This window comes from Haloplanus rubicundus (assembly GCF_003342675.1).
Lineage (GTDB): Archaea > Halobacteriota > Halobacteria > Halobacteriales > Haloferacaceae > Haloplanus > Haloplanus rubicundus.
Genome location: NZ_CP031148.1, coordinates 2,551,206 through 2,569,480 on the forward strand (window position 1 = coordinate 2,551,206; position 18,275 = coordinate 2,569,480).

Annotated in this window: 26 protein-coding genes and 1 tRNA gene; 16 read left to right on the top strand and 11 right to left on the bottom strand. The window is 67.7% G+C overall.

Going from position 1 to position 18,275, the window contains the following annotated elements; translation table 11 throughout:
* Positions 1 to 90 precede the first annotated feature (90 nt).
* Together DU484_RS14100 and DU484_RS14105 are read right to left on the bottom strand one after the other, a co-directional pair.
* Positions 91 to 2,358, bottom strand: coding sequence for a CDC48 family AAA ATPase (locus DU484_RS14100; protein WP_114586597.1), 2,268 nt, complete (start codon positions 2,356 to 2,358; stop codon positions 91 to 93).
* Entirely contained in the window at positions 2,355 to 2,594 is a 240-nt protein-coding gene (locus DU484_RS14105) for a DUF7127 family protein (RefSeq protein WP_114586598.1), read from the bottom strand. The genes DU484_RS14100 and DU484_RS14105 overlap by 4 nt, the downstream gene beginning before the upstream one ends.
* 158 nt (positions 2,595 to 2,752) lie before the next feature.
* On the opposite strand from DU484_RS14105, the gene DU484_RS14110 reads away from it, so the two are divergent.
* From DU484_RS14110 to DU484_RS14120, 3 genes are all read left to right on the top strand, one after another.
* Positions 2,753 to 3,520 carry an alpha/beta fold hydrolase gene (locus DU484_RS14110; protein ID WP_114586599.1) on the top strand — a complete coding sequence of 256 codons (768 nt, stop codon included), beginning with the start codon at positions 2,753 to 2,755 and terminating at the stop codon, positions 3,518 to 3,520.
* 111 nt (positions 3,521 to 3,631) lie between these two features.
* Positions 3,632 to 3,868, top strand: coding sequence for a DUF5822 domain-containing protein (locus DU484_RS14115; RefSeq protein WP_114586600.1), 237 nt, complete (start codon positions 3,632 to 3,634; stop codon positions 3,866 to 3,868).
* Between the two features lie 37 nt (positions 3,869 to 3,905).
* Positions 3,906 to 4,754: a translation initiation factor eIF-2B gene (locus DU484_RS14120; RefSeq protein WP_114586601.1), complete on the top strand. Its 849-nt coding sequence runs from the start codon at positions 3,906 to 3,908 to the stop codon at positions 4,752 to 4,754.
* Here DU484_RS14120 and DU484_RS14125 read toward each other — a convergent pair.
* The gene (locus DU484_RS14125; RefSeq protein ID WP_114586602.1) at positions 4,751 to 5,227 is read right to left on the bottom strand and encodes a GNAT family N-acetyltransferase; all 477 of its coding nucleotides are present in this window, start codon (positions 5,225 to 5,227) and stop codon (positions 4,751 to 4,753) included. The genes DU484_RS14120 and DU484_RS14125 overlap by 4 nt on opposite strands.
* Positions 5,228 to 5,332: 105 nt before the next feature.
* Between DU484_RS14125 and DU484_RS14130 the strand changes: the two genes are divergently transcribed.
* Positions 5,333 to 5,743 carry an archease gene (locus DU484_RS14130; RefSeq protein ID WP_114606260.1) on the top strand — a complete coding sequence of 137 codons (411 nt, stop codon included), beginning with the start codon at positions 5,333 to 5,335 and terminating at the stop codon, positions 5,741 to 5,743.
* A 35-nt stretch (positions 5,744 to 5,778) separates the two neighbouring features.
* Positions 5,779 to 7,239, top strand: coding sequence for an RtcB family protein (locus tag DU484_RS14135; protein WP_114606261.1), 1,461 nt, complete (start codon positions 5,779 to 5,781; stop codon positions 7,237 to 7,239).
* On the opposite strand, the gene DU484_RS14140 is transcribed toward DU484_RS14135, so the two are convergent.
* The 4 genes from DU484_RS14140 to DU484_RS14155 form a co-directional block, all read right to left on the bottom strand.
* Entirely contained in the window at positions 7,236 to 7,637 is a 402-nt protein-coding gene (locus tag DU484_RS14140) for a hypothetical protein (protein WP_114606262.1), read from the bottom strand. The genes DU484_RS14135 and DU484_RS14140 overlap by 4 nt on opposite strands.
* 8 nt (positions 7,638 to 7,645) lie before the next feature.
* Positions 7,646 to 7,945: a hypothetical protein gene (locus DU484_RS14145; RefSeq protein WP_114586606.1), complete on the bottom strand. Its 300-nt coding sequence runs from the start codon at positions 7,943 to 7,945 to the stop codon at positions 7,646 to 7,648.
* Between the two features lie 33 nt (positions 7,946 to 7,978).
* On the bottom strand, positions 7,979 to 8,398 hold the full coding sequence (locus DU484_RS14150; RefSeq protein ID WP_114586607.1) for a universal stress protein: 420 nt from the start codon (positions 8,396 to 8,398) through the stop codon (positions 7,979 to 7,981).
* Between the two features lie 117 nt (positions 8,399 to 8,515).
* Positions 8,516 to 8,737, bottom strand: coding sequence for a YgaP-like transmembrane domain (locus DU484_RS14155; protein WP_114586608.1), 222 nt, complete (start codon positions 8,735 to 8,737; stop codon positions 8,516 to 8,518).
* 120 nt (positions 8,738 to 8,857) lie between these two features.
* Between DU484_RS14155 and DU484_RS14160 the strand changes: the two genes are divergently transcribed.
* The 4 genes from DU484_RS14160 to DU484_RS14175 all read left to right on the top strand — a co-directional run bounded on the left by DU484_RS14160 (position 8,858) and on the right by DU484_RS14175 (position 11,713).
* The gene (locus DU484_RS14160) at positions 8,858 to 9,091 is read left to right on the top strand and encodes an LSM domain-containing protein (protein ID WP_114586609.1); all 234 of its coding nucleotides are present in this window, start codon (positions 8,858 to 8,860) and stop codon (positions 9,089 to 9,091) included.
* Positions 9,088 to 9,261 carry a 50S ribosomal protein L37e gene (locus DU484_RS14165; RefSeq protein WP_049936239.1) on the top strand — a complete coding sequence of 58 codons (174 nt, stop codon included), beginning with the start codon at positions 9,088 to 9,090 and terminating at the stop codon, positions 9,259 to 9,261. The genes DU484_RS14160 and DU484_RS14165 overlap by 4 nt, the downstream gene beginning before the upstream one ends.
* A 135-nt stretch (positions 9,262 to 9,396) precedes the next feature.
* On the top strand, positions 9,397 to 10,875 hold the full coding sequence (purF, locus tag DU484_RS14170; protein WP_222844853.1) for an amidophosphoribosyltransferase: 1,479 nt from the start codon (positions 9,397 to 9,399) through the stop codon (positions 10,873 to 10,875).
* Between the two features lie 73 nt (positions 10,876 to 10,948).
* Positions 10,949 to 11,713 (top strand): halocyanin domain-containing protein, encoded by a 765-nt coding sequence (locus DU484_RS14175; RefSeq protein ID WP_114606263.1) that lies wholly within the window; start codon positions 10,949 to 10,951, stop codon positions 11,711 to 11,713.
* On the opposite strand, the gene DU484_RS14180 is transcribed toward DU484_RS14175, so the two are convergent.
* The 3 genes from DU484_RS14180 to DU484_RS14190 all read right to left on the bottom strand — a co-directional run bounded on the left by DU484_RS14180 (position 11,710) and on the right by DU484_RS14190 (position 14,137).
* On the bottom strand, positions 11,710 to 12,360 hold the full coding sequence (locus DU484_RS14180; protein WP_114606264.1) for a helix-turn-helix domain-containing protein: 651 nt from the start codon (positions 12,358 to 12,360) through the stop codon (positions 11,710 to 11,712). The two genes, DU484_RS14175 and DU484_RS14180, sit on opposite strands and share 4 nt — an antisense overlap.
* 105 nt (positions 12,361 to 12,465) lie before the next feature.
* Positions 12,466 to 13,581 (bottom strand): copper-containing nitrite reductase, encoded by a 1,116-nt coding sequence (gene nirK / locus DU484_RS14185; protein ID WP_114606265.1) that lies wholly within the window; start codon positions 13,579 to 13,581, stop codon positions 12,466 to 12,468.
* 151 nt (positions 13,582 to 13,732) lie between these two features.
* A complete protein-coding gene (locus DU484_RS14190) occupies positions 13,733 to 14,137 on the bottom strand; it encodes a ubiquitin family protein (RefSeq protein ID WP_114606266.1) in 405 nt (134 codons plus the stop codon).
* A 148-nt stretch (positions 14,138 to 14,285) separates the two neighbouring features.
* Here DU484_RS14190 and DU484_RS14195 point away from each other — a divergent pair, with 148 nt between their 5' ends.
* Both DU484_RS14195 and DU484_RS14200 read left to right on the top strand, forming a co-directional pair.
* On the top strand, positions 14,286 to 14,663 hold the full coding sequence (locus tag DU484_RS14195; RefSeq protein ID WP_114586614.1) for a winged helix-turn-helix domain-containing protein: 378 nt from the start codon (positions 14,286 to 14,288) through the stop codon (positions 14,661 to 14,663).
* On the top strand, positions 14,660 to 14,935 hold the full coding sequence (locus DU484_RS14200; protein WP_114586615.1) for a DUF7521 family protein: 276 nt from the start codon (positions 14,660 to 14,662) through the stop codon (positions 14,933 to 14,935). Before DU484_RS14195 ends, DU484_RS14200 begins: the two co-directional genes overlap by 4 nt.
* Here DU484_RS14200 and DU484_RS14205 read toward each other — a convergent pair.
* Entirely contained in the window at positions 14,932 to 15,492 is a 561-nt protein-coding gene (locus DU484_RS14205; RefSeq protein WP_114606267.1) for a DUF420 domain-containing protein, read from the bottom strand. The genes DU484_RS14200 and DU484_RS14205 overlap by 4 nt on opposite strands.
* Before the next feature lie 168 nt (positions 15,493 to 15,660).
* Between DU484_RS14205 and DU484_RS14210 the strand changes: the two genes are divergently transcribed.
* From DU484_RS14210 to DU484_RS14225, 5 genes are all read left to right on the top strand, one after another.
* Positions 15,661 to 15,745: transfer RNA gene (locus tag DU484_RS14210), tRNA-Leu, on the top strand.
* 48 nt (positions 15,746 to 15,793) lie between these two features.
* A complete protein-coding gene (locus DU484_RS19610) occupies positions 15,794 to 15,988 on the top strand; it encodes a hypothetical protein (protein ID WP_157969366.1) in 195 nt (64 codons plus the stop codon).
* Between the two features lie 49 nt (positions 15,989 to 16,037).
* Complete coding sequence (locus DU484_RS14215; protein WP_114586617.1) at positions 16,038 to 16,364, top strand: DUF7471 family protein; 327 nt, start codon at positions 16,038 to 16,040, stop codon at positions 16,362 to 16,364.
* Positions 16,361 to 16,873 (top strand): winged helix-turn-helix transcriptional regulator, encoded by a 513-nt coding sequence (locus tag DU484_RS14220; RefSeq protein WP_114586618.1) that lies wholly within the window; start codon positions 16,361 to 16,363, stop codon positions 16,871 to 16,873. Before DU484_RS14215 ends, DU484_RS14220 begins: the two co-directional genes overlap by 4 nt.
* 74 nt (positions 16,874 to 16,947) lie before the next feature.
* Positions 16,948 to 18,243: a DUF7405 family protein gene (locus tag DU484_RS14225; RefSeq protein ID WP_114606268.1), complete on the top strand. Its 1,296-nt coding sequence runs from the start codon at positions 16,948 to 16,950 to the stop codon at positions 18,241 to 18,243.
* Positions 18,244 to 18,275 lie beyond the last annotated feature (32 nt).

Below are 18,275 nucleotides of genomic sequence, written 5' to 3' on the forward strand. Positions count from 1 at the left end.
TATTGGAACCGGTTCCGACGGCCGCAGGCGAGGCCGACGGCGTCGCTCGGTGGGTGGAAGACGAAAGATCGGCCCGCTGGGATGGCGGAGCTAGTGGAACGTCCGACTCGCTTCGGTTTCGGTGCCCACGTCGGGTTCGTCGGTCGTGAACCGCTGCTCGATTTCGCGGTAGCGCTCGCGCACGTCGTCGGTGACGCTCGCGGTCACTTCCTCGAGCGCCTGCTCGAAGTGGTCCATCGTGATGCGGACGTTCCCGATGGACTCGCCGATCTCCTCGGGCGAGACGCTGTGGATGAACTCGCGGCTGGCGGCCATCGAGGCTTCGCGGCAGACGGCCTCGATGTCGGCGCCGACGTAGTTCTCGGTCCGGCGGGCGAGGCTATCCAGGTCCACGTCGTCCGCGAGCGGCTTGTCCCGCGTGTGGACCTCGAAGATGGCGCGGCGCGCCTCCTCGTCGGGGACGGGCACGTGGACGTGCCGGTCCAGGCGGCCGGGGCGCAGGAGCGCGGAGTCGATCAGGTCGGGCCGGTTCGAGGTGGCGATGACCACCACGTCCTCCAGCGTTTCGAGGCCGTCGAGCTCCGTCAGTAGTTGGGAGACGACGCGCTCGGAGACGCCGGAGTCGCCGGTGTTGCGGCCGCGCTCGGTCGCGATGGCGTCGATCTCGTCGAAGAAGATGACGGTCGGCGCGTTCTCGCGGGCCTTGCTGAAGATCTCGCGGACCCCCTTCTCGCTCTCCCCGACGTACTTATCGAGGAGTTCGGGCCCCTTCACCGAGATGAAGTTGGACTCGGCCTCGTTGGCGACCGCCTTGGCGAGTAAGGTCTTCCCGGTCCCGGGCGGGCCGTACATGAGAACGCCCTTCGCGGACTCCATGTCCATGGCCTCGAACACCTCGGGGTAGTCGAGCGGCCACTGGATGGTCTCGCGGAGGCGCTCTTTGGTGTCCTCCAGACCGCCCACGTCGTTCCAGGTCACGTCGGGTACCTCGACGAACACTTCCCGCAGCGCGGAGGGTTCGATACCTTTCATCGCCTCCTGGAAGTCGTCCTGGCCGACCTCCAGATCCTCCAGGATCTCGGCGTCGATCTCCTCCTCCTCGAGGTCGATCTGCGGGCGGATGCGCCGGAGCGCGTTCATCGCGGCCTCTTTGGCGAGGCTCTCGATGTCGGCACCGACGAACCCGTGCGTGGACTCGGCGAAGCCCTCGATGTTCACGTCCTCGGCGAGCGGCATGTTGCGGGTGTGGACCTGCAGGATCTCGCGCCGGCCGTCGCGGTCGGGGACGCCGATCTCGATCTCGCGGTCGAACCGGCCGCCGCGGCGGAGCGCGGGGTCGATGGCGTCGACGCGGTTGGTCGCGCCGATGACCACGACCTCGCCGCGCTCCTCCAGCCCGTCCATCAGGCTGAGTAGCTGCGCGACGACGCGGCGTTCGACGTCGCCGCCGGCCTCGCCACGCTCGGGGGCGATGGAGTCGATTTCGTCGATGAAGACGATGGCGGGGGCGTTCTCCTCGGCTTCCTCGAAGGCGTCGCGGAGTTGCTCCTCGCTCTCGCCGTAGTATTTCGACATGATCTCCGGCCCACTGATGGTGTGGAAGTGGGCGTCGATTTCGTTGGCGACAGCCTTGGCGATGAGCGTCTTCCCGGTGCCGGGCGGGCCGTGGAGGAGCACGCCCTTCGGCGGGTCGATGCCGAGGCGCCGGAACAGTTCGGGGTGGCGCATCGGCAGCTCGATCATCTCGCGAACCTGTTCGAGTTCGCGGTCGAGACCGCCGATGTCCTCGTAGGTCACGTCCGGCGTGTCGGCGCGGGCCTCGCCGCCCGACTCGCGGATCTGTTCGGCGGGCTTCTCGCTGACCGTCACCTCGGTCGAGTCGGTGACGACGACGGTGCCGGACGGGTCGGTGTCGGCGACCTTCAGCGGGAGCGCCTGACTCTGCCGACCGCTCATGAAGCCGAAGCCGAAGGGGACACGGAGGGTCTGTCCCTTCGTGATCGGCTTGTCGGTCAGCTTGTCACGGAGGTAGTGGCCGATGTCGCCCCGGATACCGATCTGCTGGGGGAGCGCGACCGTCACCCGTTCGGCCTGTTTCACGTCCGCCTTCTCGACTTCGACGCGGTCGTCGATGCCGACGTTGGCCTGCTGGCGGAGCTGGCCGTCGATGCGGATGACGCCCGACCCCTGGTCCTCGGGGTGACCGGGCCAGACGCGCGCGATGGCCGTGCCCTCTTTCCCCTCGATGCGGATGTAGTCGCCGACCTCCAGCCCCATCTCCGCGACCGCGGCGCGGTCGATGGCGGCCAGTCCACGGCCGGCGTCTTTCTGTTTCAGTGGTTTGACGACGAGCTTCATTGGGTACCCCTCACGACGAGTACGCCGTTGTTCGTGTCAACACTTTCGACCGAACCGGGGAGGTCGAACTCCATCGCCGTCTCCTCGTCGACGAGGACGATGGCCGTCTCGCCGACGACGTCGACGCTCAGGCGGTCGTCGCCGACGCCCACGTCGGCGGCGATCACCCACTCGTCGTCGTAGTCGTACCGGCGGACGAACCGTTCGTCCTCACCGGCGTATTGTTGTCTCACCATGTCAATTCCTAACCCCAAGTTAGCTATCCAAGTATATAAATCTTGCTCTGACAAATCGCGGTACGTGACGGGGGTACATCGAATCGCCGTTGTATTGCGGTTCACAGCCAGCCGGTCGCGTCGGGCGGGTTTATACCCTTCCCCACGCTACCGGTCGTATGGAGACGGTTACCCACCACGGGCGGGAGACGGCGTACCGCCGCCACGACCGCGGCGGCGACGCCGATCCGATCCTGTTCGTCCACGGCAGCGGTGGATCGCACGCGGTCTGGAAGTCCCAGGCCAGACTCGCCGACGACCGGCCCGTCGTCGCCCTCGATCTGAGCGGGCACGGAGAGAGCGACGACGTGGCGGCCGAACCGGGCTACGAGGCGCTCTCGGCGTACGTCGACGACGCCGTCGCCGTCGCCGAGGCGACGGACGCTCGGGTCCTCTGTGGCAACTCGCTCGGCGGGGCAGTCGTCATGACGGCACTCCTCGAACGCGACGTGGACCTCGACGCCGCCGTCCTCGCGGGGACCGGCGCCAGACTCGCCGTCCTCGACGACCTGCTTCGGTGGCTCCGGAACGACTTCGAGCGGGCGATCGAGTTCCTCCACGGTCCGGATCGGCTCTTTCACGACCCCGACGACCGACTGGTGGCGGCGTCGAGCGAGATGCTCCACGCGGCGGGGCGGGCCGTCACCGAACGCGACTTCCGAACCTGCCACGACTTCGACGTGCGCGGCCGCCTCGACGAGGTCGACACGCCGACCCTCGCCGTCGTCGGCGAGTACGACGCACTCACGCCGCCCTGGTACCACGAGGCGCTCGCCGAACGCATCCCCGACGCCGAGTGGACGACCGTCGACGACGCGGCCCACCTCGCCATGCTGGAGCGTCCCGCGGCGTTCAACGAGGCACTGAGCGGCTTCCTCGACGCGTAATGCGGTTTACTGTACGTCGCTACCGGATCGTCCGGGCGGACCACCGGTAAACAGGGACAGTAATCCGCAGAAATCGCCACGCATTACCCGTTCGGCCGCCAACGACGGCCCGTGCCACACCGCGTCGAGCGAACCGACCCCGACGGCGTCGACTTCGGGTGGGTGATGCAGGTGACGTTCGTCGCCACCATCGTCGTCGGCGCGCCCCTCGTCGCCGCCCTCTCGACGACGACGACGCTCCCGACGTGGGGCGCCCGCGCCGCCTTCGCGGTCCGGGTCGGGGCGGCCGTCTGGTTCGTCACCGCGCTCCTCGCGTACGCGTACGCCCGTCGAAACGCCGACTCGTAGCCGGAACCTCTTTGCCGCCGACACGACACCTCACGGTATGATCGACGAGACCATCGAGGAGATTCGCCGGATGCAGACCCACAGTTCGTCGGTGGTCGCGGTCAAGGCGACCACGGCCCTCGAGGAACTCCTCGACCGGGACTACCGGAACGTCGAGGCCTACGAGCGCGACCTGGAGCGGAACGCGGGCGCGCTCCGCCGGGCCAACCCCTCCCACGCCTCCCTCCACAAGGCGATGCGGGAGGTCGTCGACAACGTCCTCGGCGAGGTCGACTCCGTCGAGGCGGCGAAATCCCGCACCCGCGAGGAGATCGACCGGATCGTCGAGGGGATCGAGACGGGCAAACACCGGGCCGCCGCCCGCGCCGCGACCACGTTCGAGGACGGCGAGACGGTCCTCACCCACGACTTCTCGACGACCGTCCTGGAGGCCGTCGAGGTGGCGGCGGCGGAGGGCTGTCACCTCACCGCCTACGTCACCGAGGCGCGGCCGCGCTACCTCGGGCGCAAGACCGCGCGCCGCCTCGCGGAGATGGATCGCGTCGAGCCACACCTCCTCGTCGACAGCGCCGCGGGGCACGTCCTCGACCGCTGTGACCGCGTCGTCGTCGGCATGACCTGCATCGTCGGCGAGACGCTCTACAACCGCGTCGGCACCTTCCCGCTCGTCGCCGCCGCGAGCGTCGCGGACGTGCCCGTCACCGTCGTCGGCTCCGAGTCGAAGATCATCGAGAGCGACTTCGTCTTCGAAAACGAGGAGCGTGAACCGGCGGAGGTGATCCGCGAACCCGTCGAGGGCGTCCGGATCGAGAACCCCGCCTACGACGCGACGCCGATGGACCTGATCGACGAGGTGGTGACCGATCAGGACCAGTTCGCGCCCTAGCGCCGGATCAGCTCGGAGAGCCGGTCGCGCAGGCGCTCGTCGGGGCCGAGCCGGAGGTAGTACGCGTCGCCATTGTCCTCGTAGTAGTGCTCGATCCGCCGCTTGATCTCGAACCCGATGGCTTCGTAGAAGTCCAGCGCCCGTTCGTTCGTCGCCCGGGCGTGGCAGGTGACGGTGCGGTGGTCCTCCGCGACTTCCGCGACGAGTCGCCGGCCGAACCCCTCGCCGCGACGCTCCGGCGAGACGGCGAGAAAGAGGATGTAGCCGTCGCGTCGCACCGTCGCGAAGCCGACCAGGTCGTCGTCGAGGTAGAGCAGGTGGGTCGTCGCCCGCCGGTAGGCGTCCATGAAGAAGCGCTTGCGCTGTTTGAGGACGCCCTCCTCCCGGCGGATGCGTTCTTTGAGTTTCCAGGCCTCGTCGGCGTGGTCGCTCGTGCCGGGGCCATCGACACGTTTCTCGACGGTGACGCTCACTACCGCAGTTCTAGCGTAGGCGTGCAATATAACTTCATCGTCGGCGTCCATCGTCGCCGCATCTCGGAACCAACGGTTTTCACGGTCCGCCCCGTCCCCGACGCCATGAGCTACGAACTCCGCCCTCACACCGCCGACGTCGCCGTCGCGGCGACCGGCGCGGACCTCGGCGAGGCGTTCGCCGCCGCCGCGGACGGCCTCGCGGCGGCCACCTGCGACGAGATTCCGGGGACCGGCGAGCGTTTCTCGTTCACCGTCCGCGCCGAGGGGCTCGAAGCACTCCTCTTCGACTACCTCGATCAACTCATCTACGAACGCGACGTTCGCGGGGTCCTCCCCGTGGCCAACGAGGCGTCGGTCCGCGAGGACGACGGGGAGTGGGTGGTCGAGGCGAGCGCCCGCGGCGTCCCCTTCGCGGACGTGACCGCACGGGACGTAAAGGCCGTGACCTACTCAGAGATGCGCGTCGAGGAGACCGACGAGGGCTGGGAGGCGTACGTCGTGCTGGACGTGTAGTAACGTATTCCCGCGTCGGTCACGTCGGTTCACGTATGACCACACGCGAGTTCGACGGCATCCGGCTCGAACGCGTTCGGGAGTTCGTCTGGGAGATGCCCCGCGAGGGCGACATGCGCGTCCCCGCCCGAGTACTGGCGAGCGAGGCGCTGCTCGACGAAATCGGCGAGGACAAGACGCTCCAACAGTTGCGAAACGCGACGCATCTGCCGGGGATCACCGGCCACGCCATCTGCATGCCCGACGGCCACCAGGGCTACGGCTTCCCCGTCGGCGGCGTGGGGGCGACGGACGTAGAGGAGGGCTGTATCTCGCCGGGTTCGGTCGGGTACGACATTAATTGCGGCGTGAGAATGATGAAAACAAATATCACCTACGCCGACGTGCAGGGCCACGAGGAGGAACTCGTGAACGCCCTGTTCGCGAACGTCCCCTCCGGCCTCGGGGGCGGCGGCATCGTCGAAAGCGGGATCGACACCGTCGAGGCCGTCCTCTCCCGCGGCGTCGACTGGGCGCTGGAGGAGGGGTGGGCCGTCGAGGCCGACCTGACCCACTGCGAGGACGAGGGCTACCGCCCGGACGCCGATCCCAGCGCGGTGTCACAGAAGGCGAAGGACCGGGGGAAGAATCAGCTCGGCAGCCTCGGCAGCGGCAACCACTTCCTCGAAGTCCAGCGGGTGACGGACGTCTACCGCGACGACGTGGCCGACGCCTACGGCCTCGAACCCGACCAGATCGTCGTCCTCATCCACTGTGGGAGCCGGGGGCTGGGCCACCAGACCTGTACCGACTACCTGCGGAAAATCGAGAAGCGCCACGGCGACCTGCTGGCCGAACTGCCCGACAAGGAACTCGCGGCGGCGCCGGCGGGCTCCGAACTCGCCGAGGAGTACTACGGCGCGATGTGTGCCTGTATCAACTTCGCGTGGGTGAACCGCCAACTGATCATGCACCGCGTCCGGCAGGTGTTCGAGCGCGTCTTCGACCGCTCGTGGGAGTCGATGGAGATGCATCTGCTGTACGACGTGGCCCACAACATCGCCAAGAAAGAGGTCCACACCGTACAGGGAGAAGAGCGCGAACTGTACGTCCACCGCAAGGGGGCGACGCGGGCGTTCCCGGCGGGACATCCCGAGGTGCCCGCGGCCTATCGCGACGTGGGACAACCGATCATCATCCCCGGAAGTATGGGTGCGGGGAGCTACGTCCTCCGTGGCGGCGAGGCGTCGATGGAGCTTACCTTCGGCTCCACCGCCCACGGCGCCGGCCGGCTGATGAGCCGGACGCAGGCCAAACAGGAGTTCTGGGGCGAGACGGTGCAGGACGAACTCAAGGAGCAAAATCAGGTGTACGTCAAGGCCCAGAGCGGCGCGACGGTGGCCGAGGAGGCCCCCGGCGTCTACAAGGACGTCGACGAGGTGGTGCGCGTCTCCGACGCCCTCGGCATCGGCGACAAGGTGGCACGGACGTATCCGGTCTGTAACATCAAGGGTTAGTCGCCCGTCTCGCCGTCGGCGCCGGAGTCACGAGTCCCCCGCCGTCGGAACCAGTAGTACGCGAGGGCGGCCAGCCCGAGGGCGGCCGAGGTGAGTCCATCGCCGGGGACGGTGCCGGCCCACGCGGCGCGGACGACGTCGGCGAGGACGACGGCGAGGAGGAGGAGGCCGACCGCCAGCACCCACGGCGCCGGCTGGACGTTCTCGGCCGCGTACTGCCCCGACTCGATCAACGCCATCTCCTTGCGGTGTTCGGTGTACGCGAAGATGCTGACGAGGGCCAGCACGGCGACGAACAGCAGTCCCATACCGACGAGGACGACGATGCCCTCACCGATCTGGAGGGGAACGGGGAGCGTACTGGCCGTACGTCGTGTCGGCGCATAAACACCGTCCACGGCGGGGACTACCGGCCGATCCGGACGTACTCGCTCTCGGGGACCGGTTCGACTTCCTCGCCGTTCTCGTAGCGGACGTAGCTCAGGTAGAAGGGGTTGCCACAGCCGGATTCGTCGTCGCGGAGCGTGCCGTCCTCGCCACAGACGAAGCGGACGCCGTCCGCGGACTCCACGTCGTCGTCGGCGTCGACGTACGTCCACCCCTCCAGCGGGTAGGGCGTCACCGACTTGTCCGCGAGGTAGCCGTCGCGTTCGAGTTCGACGACGGCTTCACAGTGGGGGCAGTAGTAGGTGACTGGGTAGGTCATACCCGTCGTAGGGGCGAGACGGACTTAAGCACGTCACCGGACGACGGTCACGGGAACGGGCGACCGACGTACGACCTTCTCGGCGACGTTGCCGACGAACAGCCGTTCGGAGAGGCTGCCGCTGTGGCTGCCGAGGACGACGGCGTCGAAGTCCGCGGCGGCGTCGACGATGATCCGCGCCGGGGGGCCGACCCGCACCTCGGTCGTGACCTCGGCGTCGTACTCGGCGGCGATGGCGCGAGCACGGTCCAGCGCGTCGCTCGCACGCTCCTCGGCCGCCTCCTCGAAGTCGTCGGAGAGCGCGAGGTCCGTCGCGGCGCCCATCATGGGCGACGGCCCGCCGCTGACGTGAAGCACCGTGATTTCGGCGTCGGGGAAGGTGTCGAGTGCGTGCCGGAGCGCACGCATCGCCATCTCGGAGTCGTCGACGGGAACCAGAACACGAGCGACCATACCGGTTCGTTCGCCCGACACGGGAATAAGCGCTCGGGTGCGGACGACGGTTACCTCGCGATCGGGAGCTATTATATTGGATTATTCAGACACAACCGAGACGGTGCTGGACCCGTCTCAGTCCCCCGCCAGCTCCGACTCGTCCGTTCCCGCCGCCCCACACGCAGGGAGGAATCGCTCGGCGGGGCAGAAGTCGGTGAAGCTACTCTGGACGAGATTGACTCCGGCGAACGCCGACAGAGCCAGGAACCACGGATCGACGAGCACCCCGAGTAGCAATCCGAGCAACACGACTGATCCACCGAGACGCCGTACCTGAAAGTGACACGTGTTGGCCATGCAGTAATCACTATATTGTGCAATACTAAAACCCTGTCGCCGTCGAGGACACCGAAACGGCGCCGGACGACCGCCCGACCTTCGGTACGTTTATTATTCCGACCCCCAGCCATTGTTGGCATGGGTGGACGACCCCTCGACGTGCTGGAGGCCTCGCTGGACGAGGACGTGACGGTACACCTCAAGGACGGCCGGGCGTTTCACGGCCTCCTCGCCGGCTACGACCAGCATATGAACGTCGTGCTCGAACCGGTCGACGAGGTCGGGGAGGGCATCCTCGGCGAGCCGGAGATCGAGTCGGTCGACAACACAACCATTATACGCGGCGACAACGTCGTGACGATAAGTACATGACGGGAGCCGGAACGCCGAGTCAGGGGAAGAAGAACAAGACGACCCACGTCAAATGTCGACGCTGCGGTGAGAAATCCTACCACGTCCGAAAGAAGGTCTGCTCGTCGTGTGGCTTCGGCAAGTCCGCCAAACGCCGCGACTACGAGTGGCAGAGCAAGGCCGGCGAGTAACGCCTCTACGCACTCGACCTACTCTTTCGTTTCCGTGCGCTGCGACCGGTGAGCCGGCAGGTTATCGAACCGGCAAGCACTGCGCGAGCGCGCCAATAGCGTGGCTTTTTACCTCACGGTACAGTAGCAACGCCCATGGCACACGGGCGGGATCACCGTACCCCGAACGGGATGACCGAGAAGTGTGGCGTCGTGGGCGTCTCGCTGGCCGACCGCGACGCCGCGCGCCCCCTCTATTACTCCCTGTACGCGCTCCAGCATCGGGGACAGGAGTCCGCGGGCATCGTCACACACGACGGGTTCCAGCAACACAGCCACGTCGAGATGGGGCTGGTCGGCGACGCGTTCGACGCCGACGCCCTCGATCAGCTGAACGGGCAGGCGGGCATCGGTCACGTCCGCTACCCCACTTCGGGCGGCGTCAACGCCTGCTGCGCCCAGCCGTTTTCGGTCTCCTTCAAGTCGGGATCGCTCGGCCTCGCGCACAACGGCAACCTCGTCAACGCCGCAGAGATTCGCTCGGAGCTGGAGGCGCTCGGGCACGCCTTCACCTCCAACGGCGACACCGAGGTGATCGCCCACGACCTCGCGCGCAACCTGCTGGAGGAGGACCTCGTCCGGGCGGTCAAACGGACGATGGGACGCATCCATGGCTCCTACGCCCTGACGATCATGCACGACGACGCCGTCCTCGGGGTACGCGATCCGGAGGGGAATCGCCCGCTCTGTATCGGGGAACTCGACGACGGCTACGTGCTCGCCTCGGAGTCGGCGGCCATCGACACGCTCGACGGCGAACTCGTCCGCGACGTGGCGCCGGGCGAACTGATCGTCCTCGAACCCGACGGGTCGGGGTTCGACTCCTATCAACTCGTCGAGCGCGACGCCACGGCCCACTGCTTTTTCGAACACGTCTACTTCGCCCGCCCGGACTCCATCGTCGACGACGAACTCGTCTACGACGTGCGCCGGGAACTCGGGGGCGAACTCTGGGCCGAGAGCGGCATCGACACGGACGTGGTGATGCCCGTCCCGGACTCCGGGCGCTCCTTCGCCTCCGGCTACGCCGAGGCCGCGAACGACGACGGGGCCGACGTGGAGTTCGCCGAGGGCCTGATGAAAAATCGGTACGTCGGCCGGACGTTCATCATGCCGACACAGGACGAGCGCGAACGCGCCGTCCGGCTGAAGCTCAATCCCATCAAGAGCACCGTCGAGGACAAGACGGTCACCATCATCGACGACAGTATCGTCCGCGGTACCACCTCGACGCAGCTAGTCGATCTGATCCGTGACGCCGGCGCCGAGGAGGTCCACGTCCGCATCGGCGCCCCGCCAATCGTCGCGCCCTGTTACATGGGCATCGACATGGCGAGTCGGGACGAACTCATCGCCGCCGACAAGAGCATCGACGAGATTCGCGAAATCATCGGCGCCGACAGCCTCTCCTATCTCTCCATCGACGCCACCGCGGACGTGCTCGGCCGGGCACGCGGCGACCTCTGTCTCGGCTGTGTGACCGGCGAGTACCCCTACGACATCGAGGGAGAGTCGACCGACCGCGACGTCTCCCGACCCGTCGTCGGGAGCGAATCGGCACCCGCCGACGACTGATAGTATATAAACTGGCAAGCGAACACGGAACCGGCAATATTTTTGAAGGGGTCGTGTGTACGGCAAAGCGACAATGAGCGAGGAACGCGACGCTCGGCTGGGACGGCGACGGCTGCTGCAGGCAGGCGCCGGAGCTGTCGGGGCTGGACTGGTGGGTGCGGGGGCGACCGGAACGGCGACGGCTCAGTCCGGCCCGTTCGGCGGGTGGATGAGTGACGTCGGGAACTACGAGGGAGTCGTCGATGCAACCGGACAGAGCGAGGTGACGGTTACCGTTGGCGCGTCTGGGAACGGCGGGAACTTCGCGTTCGGCCCGGCGGCCGTCCAGGTCGATCCGGGGACAAAAATCATCTGGGAGTGGAACGGTGAGGGCGGCCAGCACAACGTCGTCGCCGAGGAAGGTGGTGACTTCTCCAGTGAACTCACCGCCGAAGCTGGCTTCACGTACGAACAGACCTTCGACTCGGAAGGCGTCATCAAGTACTTCTGCCAGCCCCACCGCGCGCTCGGCATGAAAGGCGTCGTCGTCGTCGGGAGCGCTCCCGAGGGCGCCGAAGTCGTCAGTGGTGGCGGTAGTGGCGGTGGCGGTGGCGGCGGTGGCGGCGGTAGCGGCGGTGGCGGCGGTAGCGGCGGTGGCGGCGGTAGCGGCGACGGCGGCGGTGGTAGTGGCGGCGACGGCGGCGCCGGCCTCACGATGTCGCTGGTGGTCGGCGGGTCGCTCGTGGCCGCCTTCCTCTCGCCCATCGTCTTCGGTCTCATTCTGCTGCTCCGGGACAAGACGGGTGGCCCGGCGGCGGAGGCGGGTGCGGAGCACGGCGACGCGAGCCACGAGGACTAAAGTCTCTCGTCCCCGGTCGGCGCGTCGTCGCCGACGAACGCCCTGATGATCGCCCCTTCCGCGCGGTGGAGTCGTTCGCTAGCGGTCGATTTCGCGACACCGAGGTGGTCGGCGAACTCCGTCAGCGTACAGGTTCGGGGCGTGTCGTAGTACCCCTTCTCGACCGCGGCCTCGATCAACTCCCGCTGGCCGTCGCTCACGACCGACTCCGAGTCGATGGTGGTGCGGACGGACCGCACGTCGAACTGGAGCCCGAGCGTCCGGAACTGGTCGGTGAGCGACGAGAGCCGCTCCCGGGGGGCGGTGATCTCCAGGTCCGCGACGCCGTCGACGATGGTGACCGGCGGCTCGAACGGCGCCCGCGAGTTCCGGACCGACATGAGAATCAGGGGGTCGTCGGTCTCGAACTGGACGAGCGCCCGGTCGTCGCCGCGGTAGAGGGTCTCGAACACGCGGACGCCGTCGGCCCCGTCGAGACTGTCGAGCACGTCGCCGACGCCGGTGGCGACGATTTCGACCAGCCCGATCCCGGTGCTCTCGTCGGTCAGCGCGGCGAGCACGCGGAAAGTCGCCTCGGGATACCGGGTCGAGAGGTCCGCGATCCAGATGTCCTCCGGAAGCGTGACTGCGAGCTTCGCCGTGGGCATGACCGAACCGTCGGGCTCGGCGACCATAACCGGCGTGGCGGAGGATGGCCCGTCGCGGGACGGGGGGAGCGGTCGTCGTCGCCCCCACGGCCGGGCCGATCCGTCTCAGGCGTACTGCGGTCCCTCGTGGCTCGTGTCGTGCGCGTCGGGGTCGAAGACCTCCTCGCGCTCGTCGCCGAGCACGTCGACTTCGGCGAGCATGCCCCGCCGGGCGACGCGGCTGAGCGCGTGGTCGACCAGCTTGATCCGCTCGGGGACCGGCGTCTCCATCTCGCCGATCATACAGCTTCCCGGCGGGACCTTCATCGTCTGGATGTTCTTGTCGGCGTAGGCCTCGAAGTCACCGTTCTCGGGGAGACCACCGTCGCGGTAGGCCCGACTCCAGACGTTGCCGATGGGGTGGAAGTTGCTGGAGAGGTTGGGACCACCGTCGACCATGAACACCCGGACGCGTTCGCCCTGCTGGACCTCGATCGGACCGCGGTTGGCCGCCGCCCAGGCGTACTTCTCGCCGTTCAGGAGGACGTACGTCGGGTTCTCGTTTTTCATCGCGTTCATGTCGAAGCTGTGCTTGCCCTCCTGCCCGGCCTCGCCGTCGGTGTACACCTCGTGCTGGCCGAAGTAGAGTTCGCGGTCCACCTCGGGAAGGCCACCTTCCGGTTCGACGAGGATCATGCCGAACATCCCCGCACTGATGTGCATGTCGAGGTTCGGCACGGCACAGTGGTAGATGAATGCCCCGGGGTACTCCGCCCGGAACCGCATGGCGTTTTCCTCCCCCGGCGCGACGGTCGTCGCCGCCGCACCGCCGCCGGTGCCGTAGACGGCGTGAAGGTCGACGTTGTGCGGGAGGGCGTTCCCCGACGGGCTCTCGACGGTCAGATCGACCGTATCCCCCTGCCGAACGCGGATCATCGGACCGGGAACCTGCCCGTCGAAGGTCATGTAATCGAAGGTGACGCCGGGTTCGATTTCGGCGGTCACCTCCTCCACCGACAGCGTCACCTCGTGGGTCGTCGGCTGACTCCGATCGGTCGGCTCGGGAACGTCGGTCGGATCGGCGGCCACCTGACCGACCGTCGGCGTCGACGTCTGCTCGACCTGTTGGCGCTGAGCCTCCGTCTCAGCGGCCGTCGGCGCTTTCGTGCTGCACCCTGCCACCGTCGCCGCGCCACCGATGCCGAGCGCCTGCATCGCCCGACGTCGGGTCGTTTCGAACATTGGGTGTCACCTCTATTTGGATCGTCGGGGGCACGAACTATCAACCGAAGCGCTGGTTCCTGTGGGCTGGCGGCCGTGGCGAACGGGTTCGCGTCGAACGTAAAAAGGAGAGAGGGCCGGCGTCGGTGACGCCGAAGACGGGACCGTCCCGTCAGCAACAGAAGATGAAGGGGTAGACGAAGCTCACGCGGTCGCCGTCCTCGATTTTCGTGTCGAAGCCGTCGAGGACCTCGTTGAACTTGCCGTTGACGAGCACCCGCGCGTAGGGTTTGGTCTGTTCGCCCTCGGGGTTCTTGTGCCACGTACCCGGCAGGTTCTCGGGCGGCCGGGCCCAGCCTTCGGTCGTCGCCTCCGCCTCCGTCTCGGCGATCAACATCTCCGCGAGGTCCGGGCGCTCCTCGAAGAACGCCTCCAGGAGGTCACGCAGGGTGTCACCCTCGAACGTGAACTCCTGGTGGGGCGTCTCCATGGCGTCCCGGACGTGTCCCGTCGCACGCAGATGGACCGACGTGGTGTGCTTCTCGGCCGTACTCTCGGTTTCGGTCGTCGTGCTCATGGCAGGTAGCCATACGTCGTTCGTATCCGAAAAGATATGTCCGAACATGTTCGCTTCTCGCCCTCGTTCGCGGCGCTCGCGGACGGTTCGGGCGCGACCACGGATCGCCAACGGGTAGTATAAGTGACTGCCTCGGCGAGGGGGGCGTATGGTGCGCGATCCGTTGTCGGGCGACGATCCGCCCGACCTGCAGTCGGTCCTCGACGCGCTCGACGATCCCGACTGCCGGACCATCATCGAGCACCTCGACGAGCCGATGACGGCGAGCGAGGTGTCCGAGGAGTGTGAGATCCCCATGTCTACGACCTACCGGAAACTGGACCTGCTGACGGAGGCATCGCTGCTCGCGGAGGGCACGGAGATCCGGCCGGACGGACACCACGCGACCCGCTACCGGCTCGACTTCGAGGCGGTCGAAATCGGTCTCACCGAGGAACGGATCCTCGACGTTTCGGTCGACCGCCCGAGCCGGGCGGCGGACGAACGGCTCGCGTCGCTCTGGGGGGAGGTTCGCAAGGAAACATGAGCCACCTCGACGTCGCACTCATCGCGATCAAGACCGGGACGCTCCTGCTGGGCAGTCTCATCACGTTCCTCTCGCTCAAGGCCTACAGCCGGACCGGATCGCGCTCGCTCCGGTCGCTCGGTATCGGGTTCGGCCTGGTCACCGTCGGCGCCCTCCTCGCGGGGGTCGGCCACCAGTTCACGTCGCTCACGCTCGCCCAGTCGGTCGTCATCGAGAGCACGCTCACGCTTCTCGGCTTCGTGGTCATCGTCTACTCGCTGTACGGCGACTAGTACACGACGTACAGCAGCGCGTAGACGGCGTTTCCGAGGACGAAGGAGACGATCCAGAGACTCGCCGCCACGCGCCCCACCCTGGCGTGGGCGGTGTCGACGAGCGCCGAGACGGGGCGGGTCGTCGCCAGCAACAACACGTAGTAGAGAAGTGGAATGCAGACGACGGCGAGGAGGATGTGGATCGCGAGGAGGGGGAGATACACCCGCCGATAGACGGCGTCGGGGCCGGGGAACTCGGCCGGCCCTTCGAGGGCCACCTTGTAGAGATAGAGGACGAGGAAGACGGCGAAGAGGGCGGCCGAGACGAGCATCGCGGCGCGGTGCTTGCGGAACTGGCGACGGCGAGCGAAGACGACGCCCGCGAGGATGGTCACGACGGCGACGGCGCTGACGGCGGCGTTGACGTGGGGGATGGCGGCGACGACGGCGTCGGGCGCACGCGGGAGGGCGCCGCGGGGGACGGCCCCGAGGACGGCGCCGAACACCAGCGCCAGCGACGCGAGCGAGAGGACGGCGGTGAGTTCCGGGACGCGGTTGCGTGCGTCGAGGTGCATACCTTCCCTCGGTCGGCGATCCACAAAACCCCGACGAGTCGCGGCGGCGACGCCGTGCGGTTCGGTACCGAACCGCGATATCGACTCGGGTGATCGACGGCGGGGAAAAGGAAAGCCATTTCAAATACCCCCGTCAACGGTTGGATGCGTACGACAGAACCCATGCGAGCGTGGGTAGCCAAGCCAGGCCAACGGCGCAGCGTTGAGGGCGCTGTCCCATAGGGGTCCGCCGGTTCAAATCCGGTCCCACGCATCGCACCGGCGCGAACGAACGTGAGCGCCGAAAGATGCACGATCGGGTTTGAAGCAGGGAGAACGCGCGAGCGTTCGACCGTGGTTCAAATCCGGTCCCACGCATCGCACACGACGGGTCCACACGCCCGTCAACCGCGGCCTCGCCGCGGCGATGCAGGTGATTCCCATCCGGGACATCACCCACGCACAACTTCTGCCGACACCACCCGACGAGCCACGGCTCGACGGTGCCGACGCGTGACGACCCGCCCCGTCGAAGCGTTCAGGTACGCCGACCCCGAAGACCGGCCATGATCGCCCCGTTACACGCCGTCGTCGGCGTGGCGTCGCCCGGCTTGCTCGCCGTCGTCGGCGTCGCCACGCTCGGCGCGTCGGCCTTGCTCGGCCTCGCCTTCGCCGCCTTCGTCCGCCGGCGCTCCCGCCCGTATCTCCTGATCGTCGCGGCGTTCGCGGCGCTGCTCGGCCGGTCGGCGGTCGTCGGCGCCAGCGCACTCGGGATGCTCTCCCCGACCGACCACCACTTCTTCGAGCACGGCCTCGACGTGGTGCTCGTCGCCCTCGTCGTCGCCGCGGTGTACTACGCCCGAACCGTCCGTCGGGAGGTGTCGGCGTCGTGACCGCCCAGCGTGACCGTATCCGCGGCTACGTCGCGAGCCATCCGGGCGTCCACTTCAACCAACTCGCGCGCGATCTGGACCTCGCGACCGGCCAACTCCAGTACCACCTCAAGAAACTCCACCGCGCGGACGACCTGGTCTCGGAGTCGCTGTACGGCCGGACTCACTACTTCACCCCCGAGTACGAGGCGTGGGAGCGCGGCGCCGTCGCCGTGTTGCGCCGCGAGACGGCCCGCGACGTGTTGCTCTACCTGATCGAGGCGGGGCCGAGCGCACCCACCCCCGTCGCCGACGATCTGGACATCGCCCGGAGCACGCTGGAGTGGCATCTCGATCACTTGATCGAGCAGAATCTCGTCGAGAAACGACGCGACGAACGCGGTCGCGTGACGCTCGTCCTGTCCCGTCCGGACGAGACGGCCGAACTGCTCCGACTGGTCGAGCCGTCGGTGCCCGAGCGACTGGTCGACCGGTTCACCCGACTGGTCGACAGCCTCGTGAGCGAGTGAGACGGACCGTCCGCCGCCGCCCTTCGAGAGCCGAACCACAACCCGCTTGAGGTCGAGGCCCCAAAGGCCGAGGAATGCCGCTCGACGGCGATACCGACCGCTCGCGTCGTGAGGTGCTGAAAGCCGCCGTCGCGCTCGGGGGAGCGAGCGCGCTGAGTGCCTGTCTCGACCGGACGGCGGACGAACCGGTCCCGACCGGCGATCCGAGCGCCAAACCCGCCCGCCAGCACGCCTGGCGGGAGTACATCCGCCACGACGACCACGGCAACTCGCAGCTGCCGAGCCACCAGACCCTCCTCTATCTCACCCTCGACGCCGACGGCCCGCCCTCGGCCGACGACCGCGACGCCCTCGGGGAGACGCTCGACGCGCTGGATCGGGCGTACGCGTGGAGCCACGAGGGGCTGCTCCACTCCATCGCGTACTCGCCGGCTTACTTCGAGCGGTTCGACGAGTCGCTGCCCGAGGGAATCGACCTCCCCGAGCCGACGGCGCTGTCGCCGTTCGAGTCGCCGACCTTCGACCGACAGGACGCGTTGCTTCACCTCGCGAGCGACCGCCCCGACGCCCTCCTCGAGGCCGACCGCGCCCTGCGCGGCGAGCGGGACGCCGCCAACGGCGTCTCGGTGCCACCGCTCACCGACGCGCTGACCGTCGACTCCCGACGGACCGGCTTCGTCGGCGCCGGCCTGCCCGCCCAGCATCAGGACGCCGCCGGGATTCCCGACTCGAAGCCGGTTCCCGAGGCGTCGCCACTGTTCATGGGCTTCAAGGCCGGGTTCCGAGGCAATCAGGCCACCGAGGACTACGTCACCATCGACGACGGCCCGTTCGCCGGCGGGACGACCAAAGTCGTCGCCAACCTCCGCCAGCGACTCGACGACTGGTACGAGGAGCAGACTCACGAGGAGCGCGTGATGGAGATGTTCAGCCCCGGCTACGCCGCCGAGGGGCTGGTGGAGGGGGTGGGCGACACCCTCGGTTCGGACAGCGGTATCGACCGGTTCGTCGACGACCTCGAATCGGACGCTCGGGAGTACGGCCGGGTAGGTCACGCCCAGAAGGCGGCGCGGGCGAACCGCGATTCGGCGGGGAACGTGCGCCTGCTCCGACGACATTTCGAGTCGACCGACGACATCGGCTCGGACCAGCAGGTGGCGAGCCTCCACTTCCCGTCGCTCCAGCGCCGCGTCTCGGAGTTCGAGGCGGTCCGCCGGGCGATGAACGGCACCGACCTGACCGAAGTGACACCCGCGGTTCGTCAACGGGTCAACAACGGGATTCTGGAGTACATCTTCGTGCGCCGCCGCGGGAATTTCCTCGTCCCGCCGCGCCGACACCGAGTCCTCCCGACCCCCCGTCCCGAGTAGGCCGTTCGACGACCGGACCAGAATCCGTTTTG

Coding starts and splice junctions, on each gene's coding strand:
- DU484_RS14120 (WP_114586601.1), top strand. CDS start 3,906: ATGATCGACGAGACCATCGAGGAGATTCGCCGGATGCAGACCCACAGT.
- DU484_RS14110 (WP_114586599.1), top strand. CDS start 2,753: ATGGAGACGGTTACCCACCACGGGCGGGAGACGGCGTACCGCCGCCAC.
- DU484_RS14160 (WP_114586609.1), top strand. CDS start 8,858: ATGGGTGGACGACCCCTCGACGTGCTGGAGGCCTCGCTGGACGAGGAC.
- DU484_RS14105 (WP_114586598.1), bottom strand. CDS start 2,594: ATGGTGAGACAACAATACGCCGGTGAGGACGAACGGTTCGTCCGCCGG.
- DU484_RS14195 (WP_114586614.1), top strand. CDS start 14,286: ATGGTGCGCGATCCGTTGTCGGGCGACGATCCGCCCGACCTGCAGTCG.
- purF (WP_222844853.1), top strand. CDS start 9,397: ATGGCACACGGGCGGGATCACCGTACCCCGAACGGGATGACCGAGAAG.
- DU484_RS14180 (WP_114606264.1), bottom strand. CDS start 12,360: ATGCCCACGGCGAAGCTCGCAGTCACGCTTCCGGAGGACATCTGGATC.
- nirK (WP_114606265.1), bottom strand. CDS start 13,581: ATGTTCGAAACGACCCGACGTCGGGCGATGCAGGCGCTCGGCATCGGT.
- DU484_RS14225 (WP_114606268.1), top strand. CDS start 16,948: ATGCCGCTCGACGGCGATACCGACCGCTCGCGTCGTGAGGTGCTGAAA.
- DU484_RS14130 (WP_114606260.1), top strand. CDS start 5,333: ATGAGCTACGAACTCCGCCCTCACACCGCCGACGTCGCCGTCGCGGCG.
- DU484_RS14100 (WP_114586597.1), bottom strand. CDS start 2,358: ATGAAGCTCGTCGTCAAACCACTGAAACAGAAAGACGCCGGCCGTGGA.
- DU484_RS14165 (WP_049936239.1), top strand. CDS start 9,088: ATGACGGGAGCCGGAACGCCGAGTCAGGGGAAGAAGAACAAGACGACC.
- DU484_RS14205 (WP_114606267.1), bottom strand. CDS start 15,492: ATGCACCTCGACGCACGCAACCGCGTCCCGGAACTCACCGCCGTCCTC.
- DU484_RS14150 (WP_114586607.1), bottom strand. CDS start 8,398: ATGGTCGCTCGTGTTCTGGTTCCCGTCGACGACTCCGAGATGGCGATG.
- DU484_RS14175 (WP_114606263.1), top strand. CDS start 10,949: ATGAGCGAGGAACGCGACGCTCGGCTGGGACGGCGACGGCTGCTGCAG.
- DU484_RS14135 (WP_114606261.1), top strand. CDS start 5,779: ATGACCACACGCGAGTTCGACGGCATCCGGCTCGAACGCGTTCGGGAG.
- DU484_RS14190 (WP_114606266.1), bottom strand. CDS start 14,137: ATGAGCACGACGACCGAAACCGAGAGTACGGCCGAGAAGCACACCACG.
- DU484_RS14200 (WP_114586615.1), top strand. CDS start 14,660: ATGAGCCACCTCGACGTCGCACTCATCGCGATCAAGACCGGGACGCTC.
- DU484_RS14145 (WP_114586606.1), bottom strand. CDS start 7,945: ATGACCTACCCAGTCACCTACTACTGCCCCCACTGTGAAGCCGTCGTC.
- DU484_RS14215 (WP_114586617.1), top strand. CDS start 16,038: ATGATCGCCCCGTTACACGCCGTCGTCGGCGTGGCGTCGCCCGGCTTG.
- DU484_RS14155 (WP_114586608.1), bottom strand. CDS start 8,737: ATGGCCAACACGTGTCACTTTCAGGTACGGCGTCTCGGTGGATCAGTC.